The following is a 24,749-nucleotide window of genomic DNA, read 5'->3' on the forward strand; positions in this document are numbered from 1 at the left end:
ATTTTTAAGATCGTCTAGTTTTTAACAAGAAGTCCCTAACCGCTTGCTCAAATAACCTGACACTATTTGCCCATGTCCATTTGAGGGAAGATCTTTCACCTTGTACGGCTAATTTAGTTCTTAAGTTTGGGTCTCGAATTAGGCGGATGACATCTTCACCAAGCCGATTCTCGTACCGATAGGAGAGCAGGCAGTTCTTCTCGTGATTTGCGTATTCCATATTTCCGCCTGAATAAACACAGACGAGTGCTGCGCCACACCGCATGGCTTCAAGCCCCGGCAAAGAACCCGTATCAAAAATACTAGAACTAACAAAGATATCTGCACCGTTGTAATGGTAACAGAGCTCCTCATCATTAGCAGGTGTGAAGAATCGATATTTGCCAGTAGCTTTCATTCTTTGGAGAACTTCTGAAGTATTGAACTCGTCGGGCGGACTGATAAAGTTAATATTTACATTGGGACATTGATTTTTCACGTGATCCAGCTGCTCTATAAGATAGTCTTGCTCACGGTGCCATGAGAATCCACGTTCTGCTTTTCTTAATATAGCTGTTATGTTTAAAGGCTCCTGAAGACTGTAACGGATATTCATATTCTTGAAGGAGGAGCTAATGCCAATGGGCACGATTTTTCCTGTGATCCCATGATTTAAACGAATCAGTTCCTGCTGCCAATGCGATAAAACAATTAGATGCTCTGTGACATGATAAGAAGGGAACGACAGCGAACTATCTGGTAAAAAGGGGGGTTCATAACATAATGACAATCTTACATGAATTCCTTTTCCTTGATTGCTAGCTGCTTGAGAGGTAGGGACTGTCGTATGAAAATTAGAAACAATAACATCGCCTATGGGATAGTCCTGTTCTTGAAGCTCCATATGTGTGGAACGGATTAAGGTGGAGCGGACATCATAGGAAACAACCCCATCCACAGGCATGAGGATAGTAACCTGATGCCCCATAGCTGTTAGCCCATTGGCGAGTTCTACCAGCATGCGTTGAGCTCCACCATGAGATAAGGTCAGAATAGGGAATGTGAATCTCATCGGTAATCCCGTCCCTTCCAAGTTAGGGCTTAATCGTCAAACGATGTTACTCAATCGTTCTGTTTCTTATTTTATTCAACTCGCATAGAAAGGTACCATTTAGCTAATTTTGAAAAGCGTTATTTTTCCATATGAGCAATATTCTTCAGTAGAGCAACGGTCTCATTAATCTCGAGGTTCGTTATATCTTCTAAAGATAGGTCGATCATGGGCTTATATTTTTGGAGTTTGCTCAGGAATGCTTCGGTATGAAAATGCCCTCCACCAGCCTTACCGTGGTAAATTCTCTCTCCATCTTGATAGATGTCTTTTAAATGCGCCAAAATGATCCGATCCCCGAACAACCTGAAGGCGTCATCAACAATTTGATCCTGCATATCTACCGCGTCACCAATAAAATTGCATGGATCCAGGACAACCCCGATATTGCCAGAGGGGATTTCATCTAAGATGCGGTGCATCTTGTCTGGTGTAGAAAGAGTATGTGTGCAGACCCCCTCCAATCCGAGAAAAACACCCCATTTTTCAGCTTCCTCCGCAAGCTCTTGTACAGTTGCCCTTAATATATCCCAGCCGATCTCTTCGTAATGGAGCGGATCTTGTGCTTGGAAAGTAGTCAGTGCGCCCGTCTCCGTAGCCACCATAGGGGCGCCGAATTGGCGGGCATACCGAAGATGTTCTTTAAAGCGATCTATTTCTAATCTCCGAATAACAGGATCCGGGTGAATGGGATTGATATAACAGCCTAACACCCCGATACGTATACCTGCTCTGTCAAATTGTTCGCCAATATAGTTTGCGAGGCCTGGACTTAATTTACCTGTGGAGGTATCGATGTCCTGAATAGCTTTGGATAAAGCAAGTTGAACAAAATCGATATCATAAATCTGAAGCGTTGCTGTCAACGATTTGAGGGGTAAACAACCAAATGTATGCGCTAATGTTCCGTATCTGATGGAAATCATCTCCTTATCTAGGATAGGTATGTGTAATTACAAACATAATAGTAGCGCTTTCATCTGGATGCAAGTGATTTATCCTTATCGTCTATCAGGAAATTGATGATCTCAGTGTTTACTCTATCCGGTTGCTCATGATTAATCCCGTGTCCCGCATGGGGGATGACTTGGTAATAGAACTTTCCATCTTCTAAAATCTTTATGAAATCCTTCGATTGTTTTAGCGCGTGTTCTCCAACTAGAAAATAGAGCTTGTCTCTAACTGCGACTGCAGCGTTTTTATCGTATGGATGAAGCTTATGCACAAACATAGCTTGCTGATTATGAGTGCGCATTAAAAGGATCAGATGAGCAGCTAATGCTGGATGGTTGTCAAATAAAGGGGAGTGAGGTGCACTTAACTTCTTCAGAACTTTCAGTAAATTGCGATCCGTTGGAATCAGAATCTCCGGGAACATCATCATTAAAGTTTGGATCATGGCTTTAAACGGTGCAGTGACCATCCCGCCCTCCAAACAAACGACACGGTTCACTTTGTCCGGTTGCTTGGTCGCATAATTAAAAGCAATATAAGCGCCATTGGACACACCCGCAATATTAAAGACGTCTATATTCAGATACATCGCTATTTCATTAATCCATTTTACTTGCTCAAACTTCTGTTTGTTAAACTGCTCGGTAGGTATGCTTTTTCCGGGTCCACCCAAAGTATCAATCGCGATGCAATAAAAATGCTTCGATAACTCCTCGATATTTAAGATCCACATGACCGCCGAGTTATCACCAACACCATGAAACAGTAGTAAAGGTGGATTATTCTTTTGACCAGCAAGGATACAATGCGTCAGTCCATATGTGGTTGGAACATCGAGCTCCTCAAGCGGAATGGGCCACTGCTCAATCATCTGCTCATAGGAGTGCCACACTCGTTCTTGCGCCTTGGCATTCTTAAAGCTATTTACCATCTCAAACCTCCTTATCCAAAATAAAACATTTGTATCTTATTCCAATTAGTATACTACGAGAGTTCGCAAGGAGGAGATAGAAATAGAAATATTACTGTGAAAAAGAGGGCGGAGCAGATAAGTGTATTTTATACAACTAAACAGCTACTTTACTCCGGTTATTGTGATATAGATGTACTTTGTACAACTATATCTCTGGAAATCAGCGGATACAGCTTAATTGGGGGAATTTAGTTGCACAAAGTACACTTAACGATAGACAGGCGTGCTGAAGTTAATTTTAGTTGTAGAAAGTGCAATTAAATAATGCAGAGGGCTCTTTTTTGCAGTAAAATTTTTTGATATGGTAAGCAACTTTGTGTTCTAGGGGGGATTATGATGTTGATTGAGCTAAAGGAAGCTAGTTTGTCAGATGGACGCGATATTTTTGAAATGATTATGGAGATCGGCCCTGGGGAGAATGGATTCGTTAACAATGGGTTTGATTTGGCTTACAGTGAGTTTCCTGATTTCATCAGAGATCGGATAGCACTCTCAAGAGGCGATAATCTCCTACCAAACTATGTCCCGCAAACCAACTATTGGTTACTGATTGACTCTTATCCTGTTGGTGTTGGAAAGCTAAGACATTCCTTAAATGATCAATTAAGAAAATCAGGTGGGCACATCGGATATAGCATCAGGCCTAGTGAACGAGGAAAGGGCTTTGGCAAGATTTTTTTAGCAGAGTTGTTAAAAAAAGCTGCGGATCTGGGGATTGATAAGGTCATGCTGACTTGTGAGCCGAACAATGTATCTTCGAGAAAGGTTATTGAAGAAAACAGAGGAATACTTAGCGGTATCGAGGATGGGAAATGTAATTACTGGATTAGTTTATGAGTCGAGTCGTTGCTGAATAGTAGGGGTGAAGGAGTTGCTAATTGGCAACTCTTTTTTTGTTTTTTCGCAATGGAATTTCAGTTCATCCAAGGAGGAATTGTCTAACTTGTGAAATAAATTTTAAATTTTGTTGAAAACGCTCTATTCAAACACAAACAAATAGATTAAAATCAAAACAAACAAAAATAAACAAAAAAATAAACATTCAAAAACGGAGGTATTCACAAATGGTACAAAGTTTATGGGATTCTGCACGGGAAAAAGTCATCAACGGAGGTCTGGATGCACTGGTCTATCGCTCCAATCTGTTGGGTGAAGATCGTAGAGTCTGTAATTTTGGAGGAGGGAATACCTCTAGTAAAACTATAGAATTAGATTTCCGTGGTCGTGAGGTTGAAGTCATGTGGGTGAAGGGTAGCGGCTCTGACCTAGCTACGATGAAAGCAGGCAATTTTACCGGATTGCGGCTTGAGGATATTGCACCTTTGTTTGATCGGGAGGAAATGCCTGATGAGGAAATGGTGGCTTACCTCGCGAATTGTATGATTGATCCTAAGCATCCGCGTGCTTCAATTGAGACGCTGCTGCATGCTTTTTTACCATTCAAACATGTAGATCATACGCATCCAGATGCGATTATCAGCTTATGCTGTGCTCATAACGGTAAAGATATTGCGCGGGAAATCTATGGGGATCGTTTCGTATGGGTGCCTTACATTCGTCCTGGGTTCACTTTATCCAAAATGATCGCTGAAGGCGTACTTGCTAATCCTCAAGCAGAATTGGTGTTGATGGAGAAGCATGGCCTCGTGACTTGGGGGGATACGCCGGAAGCTTGTTACGCGAAGACGATTTCTATCATTAATGAAGCAGAGCGTTACATCCAAGATAGAATTGAAGATGAGAATCTGTTCGGAGGTCGCAAATCGGAAGCGCTTCCTGAAGAAGAGCGGCGGGCTGTAGCAGCTGCAGTAATGCCATTGATTAGAGGCGCAGTCAGTGATGAGCGCAAAATGATACTGACCTTTGATGACGCAGAGGATGTGCTGCGTTTTGTAGGTGGAGTTAACTCGGAGAAATTATCCAGTGTAGGTGCAGCTTGTCCGGATCATTTGGTACATACCAAAATGCTGCCACTATTTGTGAATTGGGAACCAAATGCCAGTGATATTGATGGTTTGAAGACGAAGCTGAATGAAGCGATTACCGCATACAAAGAGCAGTACAAAGCGTACTTCGATCGCAATAAGCATGAGGGAGATGTAATGTTCGAAGCCGCACCGCGTGTGATTCTAATTCCTGGAGTGGGAATGATCAACACCGGCAAAAGCTGGAGCAACTCTAAAATTAGCGGTGCCTTGTATCACCGGGCGATTGCTGTTATGCGCGGAGCTACCGCATTGGGAGATTTCGTCTCTCTAAGTGAAAATGAATCGTACAATGTGGAATATTGGCCTTTGGAATTATATAAATTATCGCTGGCACCAGCAGAAGCAGAATTCTCGCGTAAGGTTGCGTTCATTACTGGTGGCGCAGGAGGAATCGGGAGCGAAACTGCTCGTCGTCTAGTGTCCGAAGGGGCGCATGTTGTGCTGGCAGATCTCAATCTGGAGGGCGCACAGAAAATTGCCGGGGAGATTAACGATAAATACGGTGAGAATCGTGCGTTCGCTGTTAAAATGGATGTAACGCAGGAGGAGCAAGTTAATGCAGCTTATGCAGATACAGCACTTTTTTATGGCGGAGTAGATATTATTGTGAACAATGCTGGGCTTGCGACTTCCAGTCCTTTTGATGAGACTTCATTAAAAGAGTGGAACTTGAACATTTCCGTGCTAGGAACTGGATATTTCCTCGTTGCACGTGAAGCCTTCAAGATGATGAAGGAGCAAAAGATCGGCGGTAGCATGGTATTTATTGGCTCTAAGAACTCTATATTTGCTGGAAAAAGCGTATCTGCTTACAGTTCTGCCAAAGCACTCGAAGCACATTTGGCTCGTTGTATTGCAGCTGAAGGTGGAGAGTTCGGTATTCGCGCCAATACAATTTTGCCGGATGCCATTCTACAAGGCTCAGCGATTTGGAATTCGAACTGGCGGAATGAACGGGCTGCTGCTTACGGGATTGAGCCGGATCAACTGGAGGAACATTATCGTAAACGCACAACACTGCTTGTAAATATTTATCCACGTGATATTGCTGAAGGGGTGGCCTTTTTCGCTTCATCCAAGTCAGAGAAGACTACGGGCTGCATGCTGACGATTGACGGTGGAGTGCCGGCAGCTTTTACTAGATAAGTGGAAGATGGAATATAGATAGATATAACGGAGGGAAGCCATGCTGATTGCAGACAGATATGAAAGAATCGTAGAACTAGTGAATGAACGTGGCAGCATTCGTGTCTCGGAACTGAGTACATTATGCCAAGTGACGGAGGAGACCATCCGCCGGGATCTTGATCGCTTGGAAAAGGCGGGGAGGCTGCTACGCTCGCACGGCGGTGCAGTTAGTCTACGTGATCGTCAGCCAGAGACGCCATATGCTGAACGTGAAATTATGAACGCAGCGGAGAAGCAGCAGATTGCTCGTGAAGCAGTGATGATGATAAAGCCGGGAGATCGGATTTTGCTGGATGCTAGCACAACTGCATGGTATATGGCCTCACATTTGCCGGATATGCCACTAACTGTACTGACTAATTCTATTAGGGTAGCTGCGGAGTTAAGTGGGAAGGAACGAATAGATGTGATCTCAACTGGCGGTCAACTGAGCCGCAGATCGATGTCCTTTGTTGGTCATTTAGCCGAGCGTTCGCTTGAGTTGTATCACGTGGATAAGATGTTTTTTTCTTGCAAAGGATTTCATCTCGAACGCGGTGCCAGCGAATCGAATGAGCTGCAAGCGATGGTGAAGCGAAAGATGATTTCTATCGCGGAGCAGGTGATCCTACTTTGTGACTCCAGCAAATTCGGAATTCAAGCGTTCACACATGTTGCCATGACTAGTGAACTGGATGTTGTGATAACGGATTACAGCCCTGCCACAGAACAGCTAAAGCAGCTACAGGAGCTGAACATCGCAATAACAACCGTGTAGAAAATAGTGTTGCAGGAGGTGAAGACATGAAGGTATCGATGTTTATTACTTGCATCAGTGATGCTGTGTACCCGAAGGTCGGAGAAGCGATGGCACGTCTGCTTGCCAGATATGGCGTGCAGCTGGATTTTCCCGAAGTGCAGACCTGCTGCGGACAGCCTGCGTACAATAGTGGCTACTGGAATGAGGCACGTCAAGCTGCACTTACGATTTTGCAGGCTTTCGAAGACAGTGACTTTGTCATTGCTCCTTCCGGGTCTTGCACCGGGATGCTTCATCATTACCCGAAACTGTTTCAGGATGATCCGATTAATTTGGTCAAGGCGCAGAATTTGCAGCGTAAATCCTATGAGTTCAGCCAGTTCATGGTACAGGTGCTTGGCGTAACGGATCTTGGGGCCGTATTTCCGCATAAAGTTACCTATCATCCTTCCTGTCATGGCACTCGGATTCTGGGGATTCGTGATGAGCCTATGTTACTTATGCAGAATGTGAAGGCGATGGAGCTAGTGCCATTACCTTTTGCTGAGGACTGTTGTGGGTTTGGTGGAACCTTTGCGGTGAAGATGTCTGATATCTCCGGGGCGATGGTCACCGAGAAGTCAGATCATGTGCTGGAGTCGGAAGCAGAAGTCTTAACGGGTCTGGATATGGGCTGTCTTATGAATATTGCTGGGAATTTGCGTTATCGCCACAAACCGGTCCGAGTCATGCATTTAGCAGAGCTACTGTATGAGGGGGTGAGTGGACAATGAGTCAGAATGCCGCTCAGACTAAATCGGAATCGATTAATGTGAAGCCAGCAACGGTAAAAGAACGTGCCGACTTGGCGCTGAATAATGACTTTTTGCGCAAGGCGGTTCGCTTTACTACGGAAAGGCTGCGTGACGGGAAACAGAAAGCGGCGAACGATCATGGACACTGGGAAGAATGGCGCGAACGTGGGCGGCAAATTCGCCTGCATACGATCGCTCATCTGGATTATTACTTAAATCTATTTGCGGACAATGCAAGAGCGAACGGCACGCATATTCATTTTGCGGCAACGGGTGAAGAGGCAGTGAAGATTGCTTTAGAGATTGCACAGCGAAAACAAGCGGCTTCCGTGGTCAAATCAAAATCGATGGTGACTGAGGAGCTGCATTTGAATACGGCTCTTGAATCCATTGACGTGGAGACGATTGAAACAGATCTTGGCGAATATATTATCCAGCTTGCCGGAGAAACTCCGTCTCATATCATTATCCCAGCCATCCATAAGAACCGCTATCAGATTGCTGAGCTGTTGTCCAAGGAGGCAGGGGAGGAGCTTTTGCCTGAGACTACAATCCTTGCAGGATTTGTACGGCGCAAGCTACGGGAGAAATTCCTAGAAGCGGATATTGGGATGACGGGATGCAATTTTGCAATTGCAGAGACAGGTTCCATGGTGCTATTCGAGAATGAGGGCAATGCTCGCATGGTCACCACCTTGCCAAAGACGCAAATCACTTTGATGGGGATGGAGCGGATTATTCCTTCTTGGAGCGACCTTGAGGTGATGGCTACGTTATTACCTCGTTCAGCAACTGGCCAGAAGCTAACAGTGTATATGTCCGGTATTTCAGGACCCCGTAGAAAGGATGATGGGGACGGACCGGAAGAGCAGCATATTATTATCCTTGATAATGGTCGATCTGAGCAGCTCGGCGATCCAGAATTTCAGGAGCTACTGAACTGCATCCGCTGTGGAGCTTGTCTGAATGCCTGCCCTGTCTATCGTCATATTGGCGGTCATGCCTATGGTGGAACTTATAGCGGACCGATCGGAGCAGTGTTGACCCCAGCGCTGAACAAAAATGTAGATCAATGGGATGATATCGCAGGTGCATCAAGTCTGTGCGGCGCGTGTTATGAAGCTTGTCCAGTCAAAATCCCTCTGCATGATATGCTTATCTATTTACGGCGACGTAAGGTAGAGAGAGGTTATGGAGACAAAGCGGAAGGTCTTGGCATGAAAGGTTTTGGTGCGATTATGGCGAAGTCCCAGCGATTCAGTAGTGTGATGAAAGTAGGCAGAATCGGACAAAAGCTACTTGTGAGAGACGGCGGAATTCCGTCAAAGCTTGGGCCGCTAAAAGGCTGGAATAACTACCGGATCGCTCCGAAGCTGGCGGATGAATCCTTCCGCGAGAGCTGGAAAGAGCTGCAGGAGGAGTTAGACCAAAATAGTCGCGAGATGGACCCGTCGATACAGAAACGGATGGAAGATTTATTAGCGAAGCGGAAGGCGAAAGAACTGAAAGGAGAGCCCGGATATGACTGAGGAAACGCACAGAGAATGGCTGGAGCGTATGGACCATGATTCTCGTGAGAAACAGCAGGCATTCATGAACGATATCGCTCGTCGCCTGAAGCGGCCAAGAACGACTGCGGCTCCGTTACATCCTTTTCGCGGTGCTCCAGATTATTGGCAAGAATTCCAGTGGAGTCCAGAAGAACGCATCGATCAATTTACTGCGAATTTTCAAAGTGCAGGTGGACATGTGTTTCGCATGGCAACGATGGATGAAGCTAAAGCTTTTATCGTCAATAAAGCGAGTGATATGCTCGCCCGTTATATTCTTCGGCAAAATGTAGTTGAGCTTGCGGCACTTCGGCTAGAAGAAGAACTTGTAGATTCGCGGATATCTGTCTGGAATACGGATATGCAAGAAGCATGGAAAGCTAGGGCGGCGGAAGCCGATATTGGGATTGTGATCGCGGATTATGCAGTTGCTTATACAGGCTCTATTACAGTGTTATCTTCTGCGGATAAAGGGCGCTCTGTCAGCCTGTTGCCAACCGCATTAATTGCCATCGTTCCGCTGGAGCGGCTGAAGACTCGTCTGGGTGAGGTGCTTATTGATTTTGATGAAGCGGGACAATCGGGTCTCCCCGCAGGTATTCACTTTATCTCTGGACCTAGCCGTTCAGCGGATATTGAGAATGATCTGACGATAGGTGTGCATGGCCCTGGAATCGTATTCGCCTTGCTGGTAGGCTGATGAGGAGATAAGGAGTGTTGTTTAAGAATGAATGCTGGGGCACATAAACAGGGTCAGAATCATATTGCTATTGATATTGGAGCCTCTAGTGGGAGAGTCGTTTGCGGAACTTTGCAAGAACTGGAAGGAACCTTATCATTAACAGAAATTCACCGTTTTAGTAATGGGTTCTCTGAGAAGAATGGTAATCTTTATTGGGACGTCGATTATTTATTTGCTGAAATTGTAAAAGGCTTGCAGAAGGCGAAGTCAAAAGGAATTGAGCATTGTACCGTCGGAATTGATACTTGGGCCGTGGATTACGTACTTCTAGATCAGAAGGGTACACGAATTCATGAAGTTTTTTCTTATCGTGATTCACGAACAGATGGAGCGGTACAAAGCCTACATCGCAATATATCAATTGAAAGCGTTTACCGAAAGACGGGGATACAAGTTCTCCCGATTAATACGTTATACCAGCTGTTTGTGCATGATCAGGCAGATCTTGAAGCAGCACATTCAATCCTGTTGGTCCCTGATTATCTCTACTATCGGCTTACGGGACGAAGAATTAGTGAAGTCACGAATGCTTCAACCACGGGTCTGCTTAATCTGCAAACTCGGGATTATGATACTGATTTACTGGCACTGCTTGGTCTTTCAAAAGAGCAGTTTCCTCCCTTAACGGAACCTGGGGAACGAATTGGCGGATTGACTGATGACTTGGTGGCACGCGGTGATCTTCCAGATTGTGAGTTCATAGCAGTTGCCACACATGATACAGCATCAGCTGTACTAGGCGTTCCTGCAAGTAGCGACAAATGGGGATTTCTCAGTAGTGGTACTTGGTCACTCATCGGGGTGGAACGAGCTTCAGCCATTACAAGTCCAGAAGCGATGGAGCGCAATTATACAAACGAATGGGGAGCCTTCGGCTCATTCCGTTTTCTTAAGAACATTATGGGGATGTGGCTGATCCAAAAGGTTCGTGAGGAATATGGTGGTCAATACAGCTTCGGCGAACTGGTAGAATTGGCAGCGCAAGAAATTCCTTTTAGATCCATCATCTACTGCAATGATGAACGATTCATGAATCCATCCAACATGATCAGCGAGATACAGAGCTATTGTGCGGAAGTCCGACAGTTGGTACCAAAGACACCAGGGGAGATAGCCAGATGTGTGTTTGACAGTCTTGCTCTTTCATACTATTTCTATGTTCAGGATCTTCAGCTATTGACCGGCGAGAAGTGGGAGCGGCTGCACATCGTAGGCGGAGGGGCGAACAACGCACTTCTATGTCAGATCGCGGCGGATTTACTAGAGATGGAGATTTACGCTGGTCCAACGGAATCCACTGCATTAGGTAACGTAGTTATGCAAATGATCAGTGTGGGTACGGTCACAGATATTAAAGAAGCAAGAGAAATTATATATCGTTCATTTGATGTAACAATCTACATTCCACAAGTGATGGATTCTTCCCTAAAAACCGCGGCATTGGCTGAGTTTACTCGACTGCAGGTCGTTTAAGAGTAACTAATAAAGTAACCGAGAATATATGGGATAACTATTAGATAGCTATGGATGAGCAAAAGAAGGGTATAAATCCCCCACATTGAGCGTAAATAGCGGAAAACGAGCAAAAGAAGGGTATAAATCCCTCTCATTGAGCGTAAAAAGCGGATAACGAGCAAAAGAAGGGTATAAATCCCCCACATTGAGCGGAAAAAGCAGAAAACGAGTAAAAGAAGGGTATAAATCCCCCTCATTGAGCGTAAATAGCGGAAAACAAGTAAAAGAAGGGTATAAATGCCCCTCATTGAGCGCAAAAAGCGGAAAACGAGCAAAAGAAGGGTATAAATCCCCCTCATTGAGCGCAAAAAGCGGAAAATGACCAAAAGAAGGGTATAAATCCCCCACATTGAGCGGAAAAAGCAGAAAACGAGTAAAAGAAGGGTATAAATCCCCCTTATTGAGCGTAAATAGCGGAAAACAAGTAAAAGAAGGGTATAAATCCCCCTCATTGAGCGCAAAAAGCGGAAAACGAGCAAAAGAAGGGTATAAATCCCCTTCATTGAGCGCAAAAAGCGGAAAATGACCAAAAGAAGGGTATAAATCCCCCTAAATGAAATCACTAAGAAAATATCAGGAGGCTCAAGCATGGTGCAGAATACAGAAAGCTTAAAGAACATTCAGACGAGCTATAATGAGGCGAAAAAGCTCTACGCACAGCATGGCATTGACGTAGATAAAGTATTAGAGCAGCTTGCAGCAATCAAAATTTCATTGCACTGCTGGCAAGGAGACGATGTAAAGGGCTTCCTGAATAAGGAAAAGGAACTAAGTGGCGGAATCGCGGTCACGGGCAGTTACCCGGGGCGAGCTAGAAATCCGGAGGAGCTGCGCCGTGATTTGGAGCAAGCACTAGCACTTATCCCCGGACGTCATAAAGTTAATTTACATGCTATTTATGCCGATACGGAAGAAACTGTAGATCTTGATGCGCTAGAGCCTAAGCATTTTGAAAGATGGGTGCACTGGGCTAAGGAGCAGGGGCTTGGATTGGATTTCAATCCCACTTGCTTCTCTCATGAAAAAGCTAATGATGGCTTCACACTAAGCCACTCGGATCCTGAAATCCGCAACTTCTGGATTGCTCATTGCAAGGCTTCACGCCGAATCTCCGAATCTTTCGGTCAGGCACTAGGTCAGCCTTGTGTAACCAACTTCTGGGTTCCAGATGGATATAAAGATACACCGATCGACCGTCTGTCACCGAGAGTGCGACTTCAGCAATCACTGGACGAGATCTTCAGCGAGGAGATCGATGAGCGATATAACATTGATGCTGTAGAAAGCAAGTTGTTCGGAATTGGTTCAGAAAGTTATGTGGTAGGTTCGCATGAATTTTATATGGGTTATGCACTAAGTCGGGGCAAAGCGGTTTGCTTCGATGCTGGGCATTTCCATCCGACCGAGACCATCTCGAATAAACTATCCTCTTGGCTGCTGTTTGGTGATCAATTGTTGCTGCATGTTAGCCGTCCAGTACGCTGGGACAGCGATCATGTGGTGACTATGGATGATGAACTGCTGGAGATTGCTCGTGAACTAGTTAGAGGTCAATTCCTAGAAAGAACTCATATTGGACTCGATTTCTTTGACGGAAGTATTAATCACATTGCCGCTTGGGTGATCGGAACACGTAACACAATCAAAGCCCTGCTACGTGCGATGCTGGAACCGATAGAGCTATTGAAGCAAATTGAACTGGATGGGGATTATACTACTAGACTTGCATTGGTAGAGGAATTGAAATCTTATCCGTTCGGAGCTATTTGGGATTATTATTGTGCGACGAATGGTGTGCCTGTCCGAGAAAGTTGGCTGAGCGATGTGAAGCAATACGAAGTAGATGTTTTATCAAAGCGATAAAGTACTTGTAATGGCGGTTACCACACGGTAGCCGCTTTTTATGTTCATGATTCGTACTTATTTGAAAAGATCTGTGATCTCTGCTATGTTTTATCAAAAGAGAGGGAGGCGATATTATGGAGAAATATGGACCGAATCCGAATTCGCTCTATCCGAATGAACAGATCAAAAGCATCTGTTATATTAAAAATGTGATTACAAGGAACAATATTATGGTTGGCGATTATACTTACTATGATGATATAGACGGTGCGGAAAAGTTTGAGGAGCATGTGACTCATCATTATGATTTTATTGGAGACAAGCTTATTATTGGGAAATTCTGTGCGATTGCCAAAGGTATTGAATTTGTCATGAATGGTGCGAACCATCGAATGAATTCTGTTACGACCTACCCTTTTAATATCATGTCTAATGGCTGGGAGCATGCGGTTCCAGAACTATCAGAGCTACCCTTAAAAGGAGATACGGTGATCGGCAACGATGTGTGGATAGGGCAGAATGTTACGGTTATGCCGGGTGTACATATTGGGAATGGGGCCGTCATCGCGGCCAATTCAACAGTTGTGAAAGATATTCCGGCTTATAGTGTGGCTGGAGGAAATCCATGTAAAGTAATTAGAAAACGTTTTGATGATGAATTGATCGAACATCTAGAAGCGCTTAAGTGGTGGGATTGGGATGCCGAGCGAATCTTTAAGAATCTTGAAGCGTTATGCAGCAGTGATTTGAATAAGATCAAAGAAATTAAATGATATTGTGTAAGTTTCATAGAACGAGCTATAGTTTATCTTAAAGATATAAATAATAGCTGAGGGTATACTGACTGTATGTACTTCATATGAACCTTGCGGAGGGAAAATCTAATGAAGAAAGATGATGATAAGATCACTGCGGAACTCACAGCAGAGAAGTTTCCATACAGTAAAGAGAACGAGGAGATGGTGACGCGGAATTTTTGGACTAAAACTAAAAAGTTCGCAGGAAAGATCCCATTTACTAAAGATGCTATTGCGATGTATTATTGCGCAGTCGACGCAAAGACCCCTTTATGGGCAAAAGGAATTGCCTTCGGAGCGTTGGCTTATTTCATCTCCCCGATTGATGCGATACCCGATGCGATTCTCGGCCTTGGATTTACAGATGATGCAGCGATCATTGCAGCAGGCATTAAAGCGATATCTGGTCAGGTAACCAACGAACATAAGGAAAAGGCCGAGGCATTTTTTGAAAAATAAAAGGTGCAGCTTTAAGCTACACCGTAATATCCATACCTTCTGGACAGCTTTCTGCGGAAAGCTGTTTTGTTTTGTAAACCTCTCCCCAGTCTTTCATGAGTTTAATAATAGGGGTCAGTGTCTTGCCAAATTCAGTTAACGAGTATTCGACTTTCGGGGGAACCTGATGGTAGACCTCACGGTGAACAACTCCATCTTCTTCCAGCTCTCTAAGCTGCAAGGTTAACATGCGTTGAGTGATTCCTGGGCATATTCGGCGAAATTCGTTAAAGCGTTTCGTTCCATCCATCAAGTGATAGATGAGAATCCCCTTCCATTTTCCTCCTATAACATCGAGCGTAAATTCCACAGGGCAAGCTTCCTTATTGCCTCCTGGGAAATCTCCGAATCCACCTTTTCGATCACGCATAGCCGTTCAACTCCCATAGTATCATTTTGTATACTACATAACATTAATGTGCGTACTTTTAAAGAAGTGATATATATTCTAATATTAAGCATGAGAACGGCAAACAGTCAAATGGGCCGTTGATTCTAAGCAAATAAAAGGAGTGTTAAATATGGATACTTTATCATTAAACAAGAATGAAATCCTGTCTGCTTACCAGTTCAGACATGCAACTAAAGAATTTGATAGTCATAAAAAAATTAGTGAGTCAGACTTTCAGTTTATTCTGGAAACAGGACGTCTGTCACCAAGTTCATTCGGATTCGAGCCTTGGCGTTTTGTCGTAGTACAAAGTCCGGAAATACGTGAGAAATTACGTGCTCATGCCTGGGGAGCACAAAAGCAATTGTCAACCGCAAGTCATTTTGTATTGATTCTCTCACGTCTTCCTAAAGATATGGCTGCTGATTCAGATTATATTAAAGGGATCATGGAGCATGTGCAGGAGCTACCTCCAGAAGTGATGGAGGGGAAAGGTAATATGTTCGATAAGTTCTTAAAGGTTGATTTCGGATTGATGGAGAATGAGCGTGCAATGTTCGAATGGAGCTGCCGTCAGACTTATATAGCCCTTGGTAATATGATGACATCAGCCGCTTTAATCGGAATCGATTCTTGCCCAATGGAAGGTTTCGATAAGGCGAAGATAGAGCAAGTTCTTGCCAAAGAGGGGATTATGGATGCCGAACATTTTGGAATCTCCTGCATGGTAGCCTTTGGGTATCGTTTGAATGAACCACGTGGAAAAACAAGACAAAGCGCAGGGCAAGTCGTTCAGTGGGTTTAACTAAGCTGGAATCTCATTTTTGAGCTGCATAACGAAAATAATGAAACCTGCAAAGTCTCCAGTGTCTTGGAGATCATGCAGGTTATTTTTGTTTAATTCTTACAAGATTCGAAAAGTAATTGAAATTTTCATGAAAACTCTGATACTCTTATTGAGGTGACCCATTTTAAGCTTTATCGAGTTAATTTAATAATGAAGGGATCCTGCATCATGAAAATCATTCGCATAATTATCCAAGTGTTCCTGCTTTATTTGTTCTACTTGGCTGGAGACTTCCTGCAAAAGCAGCTGCAACTTCCCGTTTCTGGGAGTATCGTCGGATTACTGCTGCTCTTTGTTTTATTGCTATTCAAGGTTGTACCAGTGAAGTGGATTGAAGATGGTGCAACAACAATATTAGCTTATCTTCCGTTATTTTTTATTCCAGCGACGGCTGGGATCGTGAAGCATATGGATATTTTTAGTGGAAGAGGTTTGCTCTTAATCTTGATTCTTATCGTTAGCAGCGTCCTCACAATTGCAGCAGCAGCACATACGAGTCAATGGCTTTCAACCTTGAAAGGAAAGAGCAAGGCGGGCTGGAGCAGCAAGAGCTTAAGCGAAAAGGGGAAGGAATTATAATGTTTTTTATCGCGACAGGAATTGTCCTGCTTAATGTTGCTATTTATTTGATGATGTCCGTAATTTATAGACGTTTTCGGTTTCCTGTACTGATTCCCGCGTTAACAGCAACTGTCCTTGTTGTAGCAATACTTCTATATTTTCATATTCCGTATGATACATATATGATAGGCGGTCAGTGGATCAATCAGTTACTCGGTCCTGCTGTAGTGGCGCTAGCCTACCCATTGTATAAACAACGTAATGTGTTAGTTGAGAATCTTCCAGCCATCCTAGGGGGGGCGATTGCAGGTCTGTTATTAGGGATGTTTAGTGGTCTGCTTTTGGCGGCTGGTCTAGGATTCTCTAAATTGTATGTTCTGTCCATTTTGCCAAAATCGATCACAACACCTGTGGCGATACAAATCTCAAATGGTTTAGGTGGGGACTCCTCGCTAACCTCCGTATTTGTAATGATTGCCGGATTTACAGGTGCGATTGGCGGTCCTCTCATTATTAAACTGTTTAAGATTCGAAGCGAAGTTGGGATTGGGATCGGGTTAGGAACGGGTTCTCATGCACTTGGGACTGCAAAGGCACTGGAATACGGTGAACAGTCAGTTTCAATGAGCTCCGTAGCGATGACCGTTTGTGCTATTGTCGGTTCATGTATCGGTCCGGTGGTAGCTTGGATCATGTACCCTTAAATTCATTCATCGTAACTATGTTTGCAAAACACTCCATCGGGTAACTATAACTAAGGAACAAATAAAGCAAAGTACCTGAGGAGGATTTCACATGTCAGATTATTCTCAAGATGAAGCGGAAATCCGCAACAAGGAAAATAAAGACGGCGATTCATTAGCTGAAATTAAGAAGATGGAGAATGGTGTGGACATCGAGCCAGAAGCAGACGATTGGGTAGCCAAGCCTGCAGAGTCCTCGCATCCTGATCCGCTTCCTAACGATTTGGACTAAATGATTCGGAAGACAGGCTGTCCTTCATTGGGTAGTCTGTTTTTCTTGAGATGATTTTAGCAATTATTGTATAATGAATTCAGGTACAACCTCATCAGAGAGTTTTCTCCAAATTCTTAGTAGCTTTTCGCAAATTTCACAGATCTCAGCCATTCTTATAGCAGGGAGGAAATGAAATGCGTAGTCGGAATGAGAACAGCCGATATCGGCAAAAACGTGGTGAGGCTCTTGTAGGCAACTTTGAGAAAAAGTATGGTTCAAACTTTGGCGTACGTAGTGAACTTTCAACCGATACGTTAAAGAAACAAGACGAGAATCAGTCGCTAATATCGGCTCAGAATCATGAAGAACGGCTAAAACCATAAGCGTGGATGGATAGAGAATCCGCTTCACTCTTTATAATTTGTAATGAAGACATAACCTTTGGGTTATGTCTTTTTTGTTGCGCATATCTCCTGAAGGATTAAGGCATAATAGGGCCGGATGGATATTTAAGAAAATAATGACAACTAGGAGTGGTGTATAACATGATGACTTCTATATTTTCTTCAAGCGGAGATTCTGCGATGGCAGTGGCGGGCCAATATTTCTTTTATTTTATGATCTACTCTTTTTTAGGCTGGGTATTGGAAGGTACATATAACTTATATAGTAATGGAAGCTTTCGCAAAGAAGGCTTTCTAAAAGGCCCTTTTAAACCAATGTATGGATTTGCACCACTGCTTCTATTGATTGCCAGAGACTTAACCCTGCCTTTCCCAATTTTCCTCCTGCTTGCGTTAGTCGTTCCTTCAGCTGTTGAATATGTAAGTGGTTGGCTGCTGAAGACTGTCTTTCAAAAGCAATGGTGGGATTACTCAGGGATGTCTTATCAACTGCAAGGGCATATTTGCCTTCGATTCTCCTTATATTGGTGGGCGCTATCAGTAGCTTGTGTATATGGGATTCAGCCGTTTATGGAGCGTTTGTATTCACTAGTCCATAATGTTTGGGGAATTATATTTCCTTTCGTGGGACTCTATCTTATGGCTGATTTATTGTGGACTTGCTGGAGTCGGTATAGAAGTGAGAAGACCCCCCAATATCAAGATTAATGATACCTATATGGACATAATAAGCATTCTTTTGTATATGAAGCACAAACATTTCAGTGACAAGCATTTCGATCTTGCATATCAGTTTTGTGTCGTAAATAATATAGCCATATATTAAATACTAGACGGACTGGTGGAGATTACGATGACAGGGAAGATTCTAGTAAGCGCATGTCTGTTAGGACATAAAGTGCGTTATGATAATGGTGATGTGCCGTGTCTCGATGCTCGTTTCTTGAAGTGGTATGAGGAAGGGCGTTTTGTCCACATTTGTCCTGAGGTAGTCGGAGGGTTATCAACGCCTCGTCCAGATGCCCAGCGGCAAGGTGAGCGGGTAGTAACAGGTGCAGGTGTGGATGTTACGGAACCTTTTATGAAAGGTGCTCAAGCAACGCTGAAGCTGGCTACAGAACATCAAGTTACATTAGCAATATTAAAACAGGATAGTCCTTCTTGTGGTAGTCTTTATATTTATGATGGTACTTTTAGGGATACGAAGATGTCAGGAGAAGGTACAACTACGGAGTTATTACGGCAAAATGGCTTTAAAGTGTTCGGCGAAGATCAACTAGATGAAGTGGAGAAAGAACTTGCTCGTATGGAGGGGTAAGTCATTCTTAAAGTAATAAATCGAACTCACGTTACATAGTGTGTATAAGGGGAACGAAGCAGTGTCCTTGGGAGAGGAAATGCCGTCCGAAGAGCCATCCTTCATTTGGGATTGGAGGCGGACGCAGATGAGTATTGATCAGCTCATTTCATTGCTTGTTCTTGTCATCATGATCGTACAGCTTGCCGGCTACAAAGGGAAACATTAAGTTCAAAGTCTCACCTCATTGTAACTGCTTCCGGACCTCAGAAAGTATTGAGCCGTTCGGAAGCTTTTTTTGTTCCACGCTAAGCATATTGCTGATTCTAAAGGATTCCATCACAGAGATGTCTAATATATACATAATGTGGGTTTTTGGGAAGCCGGAGGAAAATAGAATGATGTTCTACAAAACGGTGTGAGAGGATGGTTGAATAGCGTGCCGATGTCAGAGTATTATCAGGAGATCCGAGGAAAAGTGGGTTCAGAGTTATTAATGATGCCTTCCGTAGCTGCAGTAATAAGAAATAAAGAAGATGAAATTCTGTTTACTCGAAAACCTGAAGAGTCCTTGTGGGGATTGCCAGCAGGCGCCATCGAGCCAGGGGAACGGCCGGGAAGAACTTTGCGCAGAGAAGTATATGAAGAGACAGGATTAATGGTGCATCCTACTTCCATTCTTGGGGTTTTTGGTGGAGGGAAATATAGATACGAATATAACAATGGAGACCAGGTGGAATATACAGTCATCGTATTTGAGTGTTCTATCATCCGTGGAACGCTGAGAGCAATGGATGGAGAAATCGAAGAATTTAAGTTCTTTAAAGAGAGTGAGCTGCCCGAGATGGCCATTCCCTATCCAGTGGAGATTTTCAAGAAAGACCGCGAAGTGGCAAAAACGATATTTGAATGAGCTGGAGAGGAGTAACTCATGAAGACTTTTATTTATATGATTAGGCACGCAGTATCACCTTTTGTGCTTGGAGATGAGAGGGAACGAGGATTATCTGATAAAGGGCATGAGGACGCATATAGAATTAAAGAACTATTGGCGGAGGAAGAGATCACACATTTTGTTTCTAGTCCTTATAGACGAGCCATAGATACGATTAAGTATTTAGCTGAGGCATCGGATCAAGAAATTGAACTGTATGAGGAACTTAGAGAAAGAGCCATCGCAAGCGTTGAAATCGAGATCAGTGAACAAGAATTTCTTCAAGGTATCCGGGCATCGTTCACAGACTTACAATATAAAATGCCAAATGGAGAGAGTACTCAGGAAGCACAAGAGCGTGCAATCCCCATCATGAAGCAATTGATCCAGCAAAATAAAGGCGGCAAAATTGCACTAGGTACCCACGGGAATATCATGACCATTATCCTGAATTACTTCAATAAAAAGTATGGTTATGAGTTCTTTGAACAGACTTCGAAACCAGATATTTATAGGCTGGAATTTGATGAATTAGAGCTTACTAGTGTGGAACGAATGTGGAACCCCGAAGTCCTGAGGGTTTGTTTGGATGACAAAAAAATATTTGAGCGGTAAAAAATCCATGTATTTCACTACGATCCTGTGGTTTCCCTATTTGGTTCTGTTTATTAATTTATTCGCAGCATGGTTCCCGATTACAGAAGCTGCGGATAAACCAGTCCCGGTAACGGGGTTAATCATAATAGGGGCCATGATTATTTATCCGTTTTATATCGTGATGATTAATATTATATCAAGCATAAACTTCAAGTCAGACGCAGGATAGAGGATGGAAATGAGAGTCAATGCTTTAAAAGAAAGAGTTATTTATGGATGCATCTGCTTAATTGTTATTGTACTGGGGTTATGCTCTAGAACATTCTCGGAACAGCTACCCTTGTTTGTAACGAGACATTTTGGAGATGCGCTTTGGGGCAGCATGGTTTACTTTATGTTTCGTGTACTGCTAGTGAACCGGAAGCTGTGGATCGCTTTTATGTGGAGCCTGATGTTTAGCTTCGGCATAGAATTTAGCCAACTGTATCAAGCAGAGTGGATCAACAGCATCCGTGCTACCGTACTCGGTGGGTTGATTCTTGGAAAGGGATTCCTATGGATTGACCTTGTTCGATATACCGTTGGAATTACGCTTTCTTACGGACTGGATCAATACTTTCGCCCAAAACTGCACCGAATAGATAAATAGCTTTCAATGGAGATGAACCTAAAAATGGTAAATAGCTTGATTGTAGTATGCTTACTTACAATGATTATTCATACAGCAGAAACCTTATCTTATTCGGTAAGATACGCCGGGGTGAAGCTGAACAAGATAGCTATTGCTTTGTCTCTGACAGGCATTATTGTTCTCGTGTCAAGAACTGCAAACATGATTCAAGCTCCACTGACGGCTAAATTCGTAGATTATGCCAAAATACATTCTGATTTCCCACTTCTTAATTACTTGAGAATTATATTGTTAGCTTCTTCATTAGGGACATTAATTGCCATTGCTATTTTCCCTACTTTTGTAGGCTTGTTTGGGAGAATCATCTCAAAGCTTGAAATCGAAGGTTCTATTCCCAAGCTGCTTACGAGCGTAACGATCGGGCAGTTAAAAAATACTAGAAAATACATAAGAAAACCAAAAGTGAATCTATATAACTTCAGATACTTGGGGATTCCTAAACGTTTTATTGTTATGAATGTTTTTGTTACAGCCTTTTACACCGTAGGGGTCATATCATCTTTGTATGCTGCTCATCTAATGCCTCAATATAGCACGACTGCTTCTCAAGCCTCAGGATTGATTAACGGAATGGCGACTATACTGCTGACCATATTTATCGACCCACAGCTTGGTCTTATTACCCATAAAGCCACTGAAAATGTAGAATACCGTGATCAGCTAGGAAAAATATATGTGGTATTGATGGGTTCACGTTTTATAGGTACTATATTTGCTCAGCTCCTAATTGTGCCTGCAGCTCAACTAATTAGTATGTTAGTGAAGCTGATATGAGCCGGTGGGAGCGAATCCTTATGGAAGCTTAGACTCTGCAGATCGTAGAGCTAAGGAGATCTTCTGCTCCCAGCTGTAAATATTCTGATGCATGTCATGAATTCGTTTCATTTGCTCATAGGATATTCTCATTTCTGATACTGCCTTAATAGCATCCCCTTGTTTTACAGCCGACTTATATTGTTTATCTGCTTCTGAACGAACTTTCTGCGCTACAGCGATATTCTTGTTCTCGGCGGTGATTTGCTTCTTCAGAGCTGTGATTGGTGCCAGAGCATCTTTGATAGGTTTGATCTTGGCAGCTGTTTGCTTGCGGGCAGTTGCCAAAGCGTCTGTCTTGGCCTTAATTTCAGTTCGAGCGAGTGTTACCGCAGCTTTGAGCTTATTGCGTCTTAGATCCAGGAGAGTGGCTGTCTTAAAGTCCTTAGCTTTCTTGGCTGCTGTAGACTGCTTACTGAGTGTGCTGTATTGGTCCAGTAGAGGAGCATGTTTCTTCTGAGCCGACGTTGCTTCAGATGATAAACGACTCAGCAGAACCTTATCTGTTGACTCTATGACAGAGTGAATAGATTTCAGTGTTTCATTGTTCTGCTTACGTAGCATTTGAATTTTTGAGCTATCGGACTTGAGGGCTGCTTGAAGCGAGGTATAATTACCATGGAGACCGTTAATGTCATCTAAGGCTGAATCCCAGTCTGTACCTGCAGAAGCTAATGTAAGGTTGATGTTGAGGAGAGTTACTACTAGGATTAATTGGACAAACCTCTTTAAATAACTAAAATTGTGAATAAACATTCATTTCAGCTCCTTAATTAGTCTATGTGCGCAAAAAAAGCACCTCCAAGATAGGCATGAATGCCTATCTTGCGAGGTGCTTCTCCCGCAGAAATATAAATGATACACTTACTATAACTTGAAATTAATGGATAGTCAATCCGAAAAGGAACATTTGTTTGCTTTTTTGAAATAATGAAACATAAGGAGAGTCAAAGATGAATTCACATCTAGATCGAATGCATGATCGAGTGGCCTTAATAACCGGAACCTCTAGTGGATTTGGACTGCTCACAGCCCTTAAACTAGCAGGACAGGGATTCAAAGTTGTAGCAACCATGCGCGATTTGAGTCGTAAAGGCGACCTTGAACAGCAGGCAGAGCAAACAGGACTCTTGAAGCAGCTTCATTTTATGACCATGGATGTTACCGATAGTGATTCTATACAGGCGACTATAACCTCAGTACGCGAAACATTCGGAAGAATTGATGTTTTGGTAAATAATGCAGGCTTTGCTATAGGCGGCTTCATAGAAGAGATATCCATGGAAGAATGGCGTCAGCAAATGGAGACGAATTTTTTCGGATTAGTCGCGGTGACAAAAGCTGTGCTGCCAGTTATGCGAGAACAGAAAAGTGGTACGATTATTAACGTGGGGAGTATAAGCGGGTTGTCCGGGTTTCCGGGGTATGCTCCATATGCAGCTTCCAAATTTGCAGTAGAAGGATTCAGTGAAAGTCTGCGTCATGAAATGTCTCCTTATGGAATACGTGTAGTATTAATTGAACCTGGCTCCTTCCGTACTCCGATTTGGAGAAAAGGAATGGCACAAATTCGTCAAGTCGAGGATTCTCCTTATAGAGACCGTCTGGACGCTGTGCTACGATATTCCAAGCATACCGCTGAAACTGCACCTGATCCAAAGCAAGTGGCAGATCTCATCGGTCGTATTACTGAAATGAAGTCACCAAGGCTTCGGTATCCTATCGGCAAAGGCACCCGGATCTTGATCTTAGGCAAAACGCTGCTCCCGTGGAAATGGCTGGAGAGAATTATTGCGAAAGAATTGAGGTGATGGAATGGAGCAATCCATAAACTTAACAATCATTAAACTCATTGGATATGTATCCAGTTTGATGACCGTTTTTTTATGGTTTATATTTATATTCATTAATCCGTATGCTGAGGTTACGAATCAATCCAGTATTATAATAAGTATGGTAATGTTGGTGTTGCCTGCCGGATTACTTGCGATAGGTGTCTCTTTAAACAGAAGCCTTCTCATGCTTCTCGCCTTTATTTGGAGTTTTCCATACAGTTTATATATGTTTTTAACGCCAGGAATCTTCAGGTTGTTCGGGATTACAAGCTTAATGTATTTATTGTGTTTTGTGTTATTTAGAATCATCAAGATCAGATTTTGAATAGAATTGAGGTGTGCTGATGCTAGATTCGTCAGGACTACATATTTGCTTCGATCCAGCAGGCCGTGAAATTGAAATCCTTGATGTTACTCCAGTCGGTAAAGATAAATACCGCATCGAAGAGACGCCGATCTTTAATCCAAGTGTTACAATGGGTGATATTATACGGGTGAAAGAAGAGCTAGGGATCTATTACTATCTGGAAACTGTACAGAAATCTCATTTCAAAAGGTACGCTTGGCTCCTCAGTAAAGAGGCTGTTGATTCAGCAGCCATTTCTGCTTTTAAACAACGGATCACAGAGAATGATGGGAAATGTGAACAGATCTTTGGCGGTTTGTTGGTCATTCATATTCCTAAGAATACTTTGATGGACGTAGATGGGGAAATGAATCGCATTATTGAGCGGTTTTAAAAGTGTGGG

The 24,749-nt window shown here is 43.2% G+C and carries 31 protein-coding genes; 25 read left to right on the plus strand and 6 right to left on the minus strand.

Annotated elements, in window-relative coordinates; genetic code table 11:
• Positions 1-4: 4 nt before the first annotated feature.
• From MKY19_RS10865 to MKY19_RS10875, 3 genes are all read right to left on the minus strand, one after another.
• The gene (locus MKY19_RS10865) at positions 5-1,051 is read right to left on the minus strand and encodes a glycosyltransferase family 4 protein (RefSeq protein WP_042187080.1); all 1,047 of its coding nucleotides are present in this window, start codon (positions 1,049-1,051) and stop codon (positions 5-7) included.
• Positions 1,052-1,170: 119 nt separating this feature from the next.
• On the minus strand, positions 1,171-2,016 hold the full coding sequence (locus MKY19_RS10870) for a sugar phosphate isomerase/epimerase (RefSeq protein WP_339802674.1): 846 nt from the start codon (positions 2,014-2,016) through the stop codon (positions 1,171-1,173).
• 50 nt (positions 2,017-2,066) lie between these two features.
• Positions 2,067-2,975, minus strand: coding sequence for an alpha/beta hydrolase (locus MKY19_RS10875; RefSeq protein ID WP_339802677.1), 909 nt, complete (start codon positions 2,973-2,975; stop codon positions 2,067-2,069).
• A gap of 375 nt (positions 2,976-3,350) precedes the next feature.
• On the opposite strand from MKY19_RS10875, the gene MKY19_RS10880 reads away from it, so the two are divergent.
• From MKY19_RS10880 to rhaB, 7 genes are all read left to right on the plus strand, one after another.
• Positions 3,351-3,854 (plus strand): GNAT family N-acetyltransferase, encoded by a 504-nt coding sequence (locus MKY19_RS10880; protein WP_339247171.1) that lies wholly within the window; start codon positions 3,351-3,353, stop codon positions 3,852-3,854.
• A 227-nt stretch (positions 3,855-4,081) separates the two neighbouring features.
• Complete coding sequence (locus MKY19_RS10885; protein ID WP_339802679.1) at positions 4,082-6,151, plus strand: bifunctional aldolase/short-chain dehydrogenase; 2,070 nt, start codon at positions 4,082-4,084, stop codon at positions 6,149-6,151.
• Positions 6,152-6,191: 40 nt separating this feature from the next.
• Positions 6,192-6,950: a DeoR/GlpR family DNA-binding transcription regulator gene (locus MKY19_RS10890; protein ID WP_339802682.1), complete on the plus strand. Its 759-nt coding sequence runs from the start codon at positions 6,192-6,194 to the stop codon at positions 6,948-6,950.
• 26 nt (positions 6,951-6,976) lie between these two features.
• The gene (locus MKY19_RS10895; RefSeq protein WP_042187093.1) at positions 6,977-7,705 is read left to right on the plus strand and encodes a (Fe-S)-binding protein; all 729 of its coding nucleotides are present in this window, start codon (positions 6,977-6,979) and stop codon (positions 7,703-7,705) included.
• Positions 7,702-9,255 carry a LutB/LldF family L-lactate oxidation iron-sulfur protein gene (locus MKY19_RS10900; protein ID WP_339802685.1) on the plus strand — a complete coding sequence of 518 codons (1,554 nt, stop codon included), beginning with the start codon at positions 7,702-7,704 and terminating at the stop codon, positions 9,253-9,255. The genes MKY19_RS10895 and MKY19_RS10900 overlap by 4 nt, the downstream gene beginning before the upstream one ends.
• Positions 9,248-9,976 (plus strand): LUD domain-containing protein, encoded by a 729-nt coding sequence (locus MKY19_RS10905; protein WP_339802688.1) that lies wholly within the window; start codon positions 9,248-9,250, stop codon positions 9,974-9,976. Before MKY19_RS10900 ends, MKY19_RS10905 begins: the two co-directional genes overlap by 8 nt.
• A 27-nt stretch (positions 9,977-10,003) precedes the next feature.
• Positions 10,004-11,491 (plus strand): rhamnulokinase, encoded by a 1,488-nt coding sequence (gene rhaB / locus MKY19_RS10910; RefSeq protein WP_339802691.1) that lies wholly within the window; start codon positions 10,004-10,006, stop codon positions 11,489-11,491.
• On the opposite strand, the gene MKY19_RS10915 is transcribed toward rhaB, so the two are convergent.
• On the minus strand, positions 11,488-12,045 hold the full coding sequence (locus MKY19_RS10915; protein ID WP_339802694.1) for a hypothetical protein: 558 nt from the start codon (positions 12,043-12,045) through the stop codon (positions 11,488-11,490). The two genes, rhaB and MKY19_RS10915, sit on opposite strands and share 4 nt — an antisense overlap.
• A 76-nt stretch (positions 12,046-12,121) precedes the next feature.
• Here MKY19_RS10915 and rhaA point away from each other — a divergent pair, with 76 nt between their 5' ends.
• From rhaA to MKY19_RS10930, 3 genes are all read left to right on the plus strand, one after another.
• Entirely contained in the window at positions 12,122-13,396 is a 1,275-nt protein-coding gene (gene rhaA, locus MKY19_RS10920) for an L-rhamnose isomerase (protein ID WP_339802697.1), read from the plus strand.
• A 116-nt stretch (positions 13,397-13,512) separates the two neighbouring features.
• Positions 13,513-14,151 (plus strand): Vat family streptogramin A O-acetyltransferase, encoded by a 639-nt coding sequence (locus MKY19_RS10925; RefSeq protein ID WP_042187105.1) that lies wholly within the window; start codon positions 13,513-13,515, stop codon positions 14,149-14,151.
• A 111-nt stretch (positions 14,152-14,262) separates the two neighbouring features.
• Positions 14,263-14,634 carry a YkvA family protein gene (locus tag MKY19_RS10930; RefSeq protein ID WP_042187107.1) on the plus strand — a complete coding sequence of 124 codons (372 nt, stop codon included), beginning with the start codon at positions 14,263-14,265 and terminating at the stop codon, positions 14,632-14,634.
• 16 nt (positions 14,635-14,650) lie between these two features.
• Here the strand turns inward: MKY19_RS10930 and MKY19_RS10935 are convergent, their stop codons facing one another.
• The gene (locus MKY19_RS10935) at positions 14,651-15,043 is read right to left on the minus strand and encodes a helix-turn-helix domain-containing protein (RefSeq protein WP_042187109.1); all 393 of its coding nucleotides are present in this window, start codon (positions 15,041-15,043) and stop codon (positions 14,651-14,653) included.
• Positions 15,044-15,194: 151 nt separating this feature from the next.
• Here MKY19_RS10935 and MKY19_RS10940 point away from each other — a divergent pair, with 151 nt between their 5' ends.
• The 13 genes from MKY19_RS10940 (at position 15,195) to MKY19_RS11000 (ending at position 22,126) form a co-directional block, all read left to right on the plus strand.
• On the plus strand, positions 15,195-15,869 hold the full coding sequence (locus MKY19_RS10940; RefSeq protein WP_339802700.1) for an NAD(P)H-dependent oxidoreductase: 675 nt from the start codon (positions 15,195-15,197) through the stop codon (positions 15,867-15,869).
• A 210-nt stretch (positions 15,870-16,079) separates the two neighbouring features.
• Complete coding sequence (locus MKY19_RS10945; protein ID WP_042187112.1) at positions 16,080-16,490, plus strand: CidA/LrgA family holin-like protein; 411 nt, start codon at positions 16,080-16,082, stop codon at positions 16,488-16,490.
• Positions 16,490-17,176: an LrgB family protein gene (locus MKY19_RS10950; RefSeq protein WP_042187114.1), complete on the plus strand. Its 687-nt coding sequence runs from the start codon at positions 16,490-16,492 to the stop codon at positions 17,174-17,176. Before MKY19_RS10945 ends, MKY19_RS10950 begins: the two co-directional genes overlap by 1 nt.
• A 91-nt stretch (positions 17,177-17,267) precedes the next feature.
• A complete protein-coding gene (locus tag MKY19_RS10955) occupies positions 17,268-17,447 on the plus strand; it encodes a hypothetical protein (protein WP_042126589.1) in 180 nt (59 codons plus the stop codon).
• A 176-nt stretch (positions 17,448-17,623) separates the two neighbouring features.
• Entirely contained in the window at positions 17,624-17,812 is a 189-nt protein-coding gene (locus tag MKY19_RS10960; protein ID WP_339270456.1) for a hypothetical protein, read from the plus strand.
• A 162-nt stretch (positions 17,813-17,974) separates the two neighbouring features.
• Complete coding sequence (locus tag MKY19_RS10965) at positions 17,975-18,541, plus strand: putative ABC transporter permease (protein ID WP_339270458.1); 567 nt, start codon at positions 17,975-17,977, stop codon at positions 18,539-18,541.
• 145 nt (positions 18,542-18,686) lie between these two features.
• A complete protein-coding gene (locus MKY19_RS10970; RefSeq protein ID WP_042187118.1) occupies positions 18,687-19,151 on the plus strand; it encodes a DUF523 domain-containing protein in 465 nt (154 codons plus the stop codon).
• Positions 19,152-19,212: 61 nt separating this feature from the next.
• Entirely contained in the window at positions 19,213-19,359 is a 147-nt protein-coding gene (locus MKY19_RS10975) for a hypothetical protein (RefSeq protein WP_156113097.1), read from the plus strand.
• A 210-nt stretch (positions 19,360-19,569) separates the two neighbouring features.
• Positions 19,570-20,043 (plus strand): NUDIX domain-containing protein, encoded by a 474-nt coding sequence (locus MKY19_RS10980; RefSeq protein ID WP_339804262.1) that lies wholly within the window; start codon positions 19,570-19,572, stop codon positions 20,041-20,043.
• An 18-nt stretch (positions 20,044-20,061) separates the two neighbouring features.
• A complete protein-coding gene (locus tag MKY19_RS10985) occupies positions 20,062-20,679 on the plus strand; it encodes a histidine phosphatase family protein (protein ID WP_339802707.1) in 618 nt (205 codons plus the stop codon).
• Positions 20,654-20,890, plus strand: coding sequence for a hypothetical protein (locus MKY19_RS10990; protein WP_339802709.1), 237 nt, complete (start codon positions 20,654-20,656; stop codon positions 20,888-20,890). The genes MKY19_RS10985 and MKY19_RS10990 overlap by 26 nt, the downstream gene beginning before the upstream one ends.
• 9 nt (positions 20,891-20,899) lie before the next feature.
• Entirely contained in the window at positions 20,900-21,310 is a 411-nt protein-coding gene (locus MKY19_RS10995) for a DUF2809 domain-containing protein (protein WP_339802712.1), read from the plus strand.
• Between the two features lie 24 nt (positions 21,311-21,334).
• On the plus strand, positions 21,335-22,126 hold the full coding sequence (locus tag MKY19_RS11000) for a lipid II flippase Amj family protein (RefSeq protein ID WP_042187128.1): 792 nt from the start codon (positions 21,335-21,337) through the stop codon (positions 22,124-22,126).
• An 18-nt stretch (positions 22,127-22,144) separates the two neighbouring features.
• Here MKY19_RS11000 and MKY19_RS11005 read toward each other — a convergent pair whose 3' ends face one another.
• Positions 22,145-22,921 carry a hypothetical protein gene (locus MKY19_RS11005; RefSeq protein WP_339802716.1) on the minus strand — a complete coding sequence of 259 codons (777 nt, stop codon included), beginning with the start codon at positions 22,919-22,921 and terminating at the stop codon, positions 22,145-22,147.
• 197 nt (positions 22,922-23,118) lie between these two features.
• On the opposite strand from MKY19_RS11005, the gene MKY19_RS11010 reads away from it, so the two are divergent.
• Complete coding sequence (locus MKY19_RS11010; RefSeq protein ID WP_339802719.1) at positions 23,119-23,976, plus strand: SDR family oxidoreductase; 858 nt, start codon at positions 23,119-23,121, stop codon at positions 23,974-23,976.
• Between the two features lie 368 nt (positions 23,977-24,344).
• Positions 24,345-24,740 carry a DUF4265 domain-containing protein gene (locus MKY19_RS11015; protein ID WP_339802722.1) on the plus strand — a complete coding sequence of 132 codons (396 nt, stop codon included), beginning with the start codon at positions 24,345-24,347 and terminating at the stop codon, positions 24,738-24,740.
• Positions 24,741-24,749 lie beyond the last annotated feature (9 nt).

This window comes from Paenibacillus sp. FSL R5-0744, assembly GCF_037972555.1.
In the GTDB taxonomy this organism is placed as follows: Bacteria; Bacillota; Bacilli; order Paenibacillales; family Paenibacillaceae; genus Paenibacillus_AQ.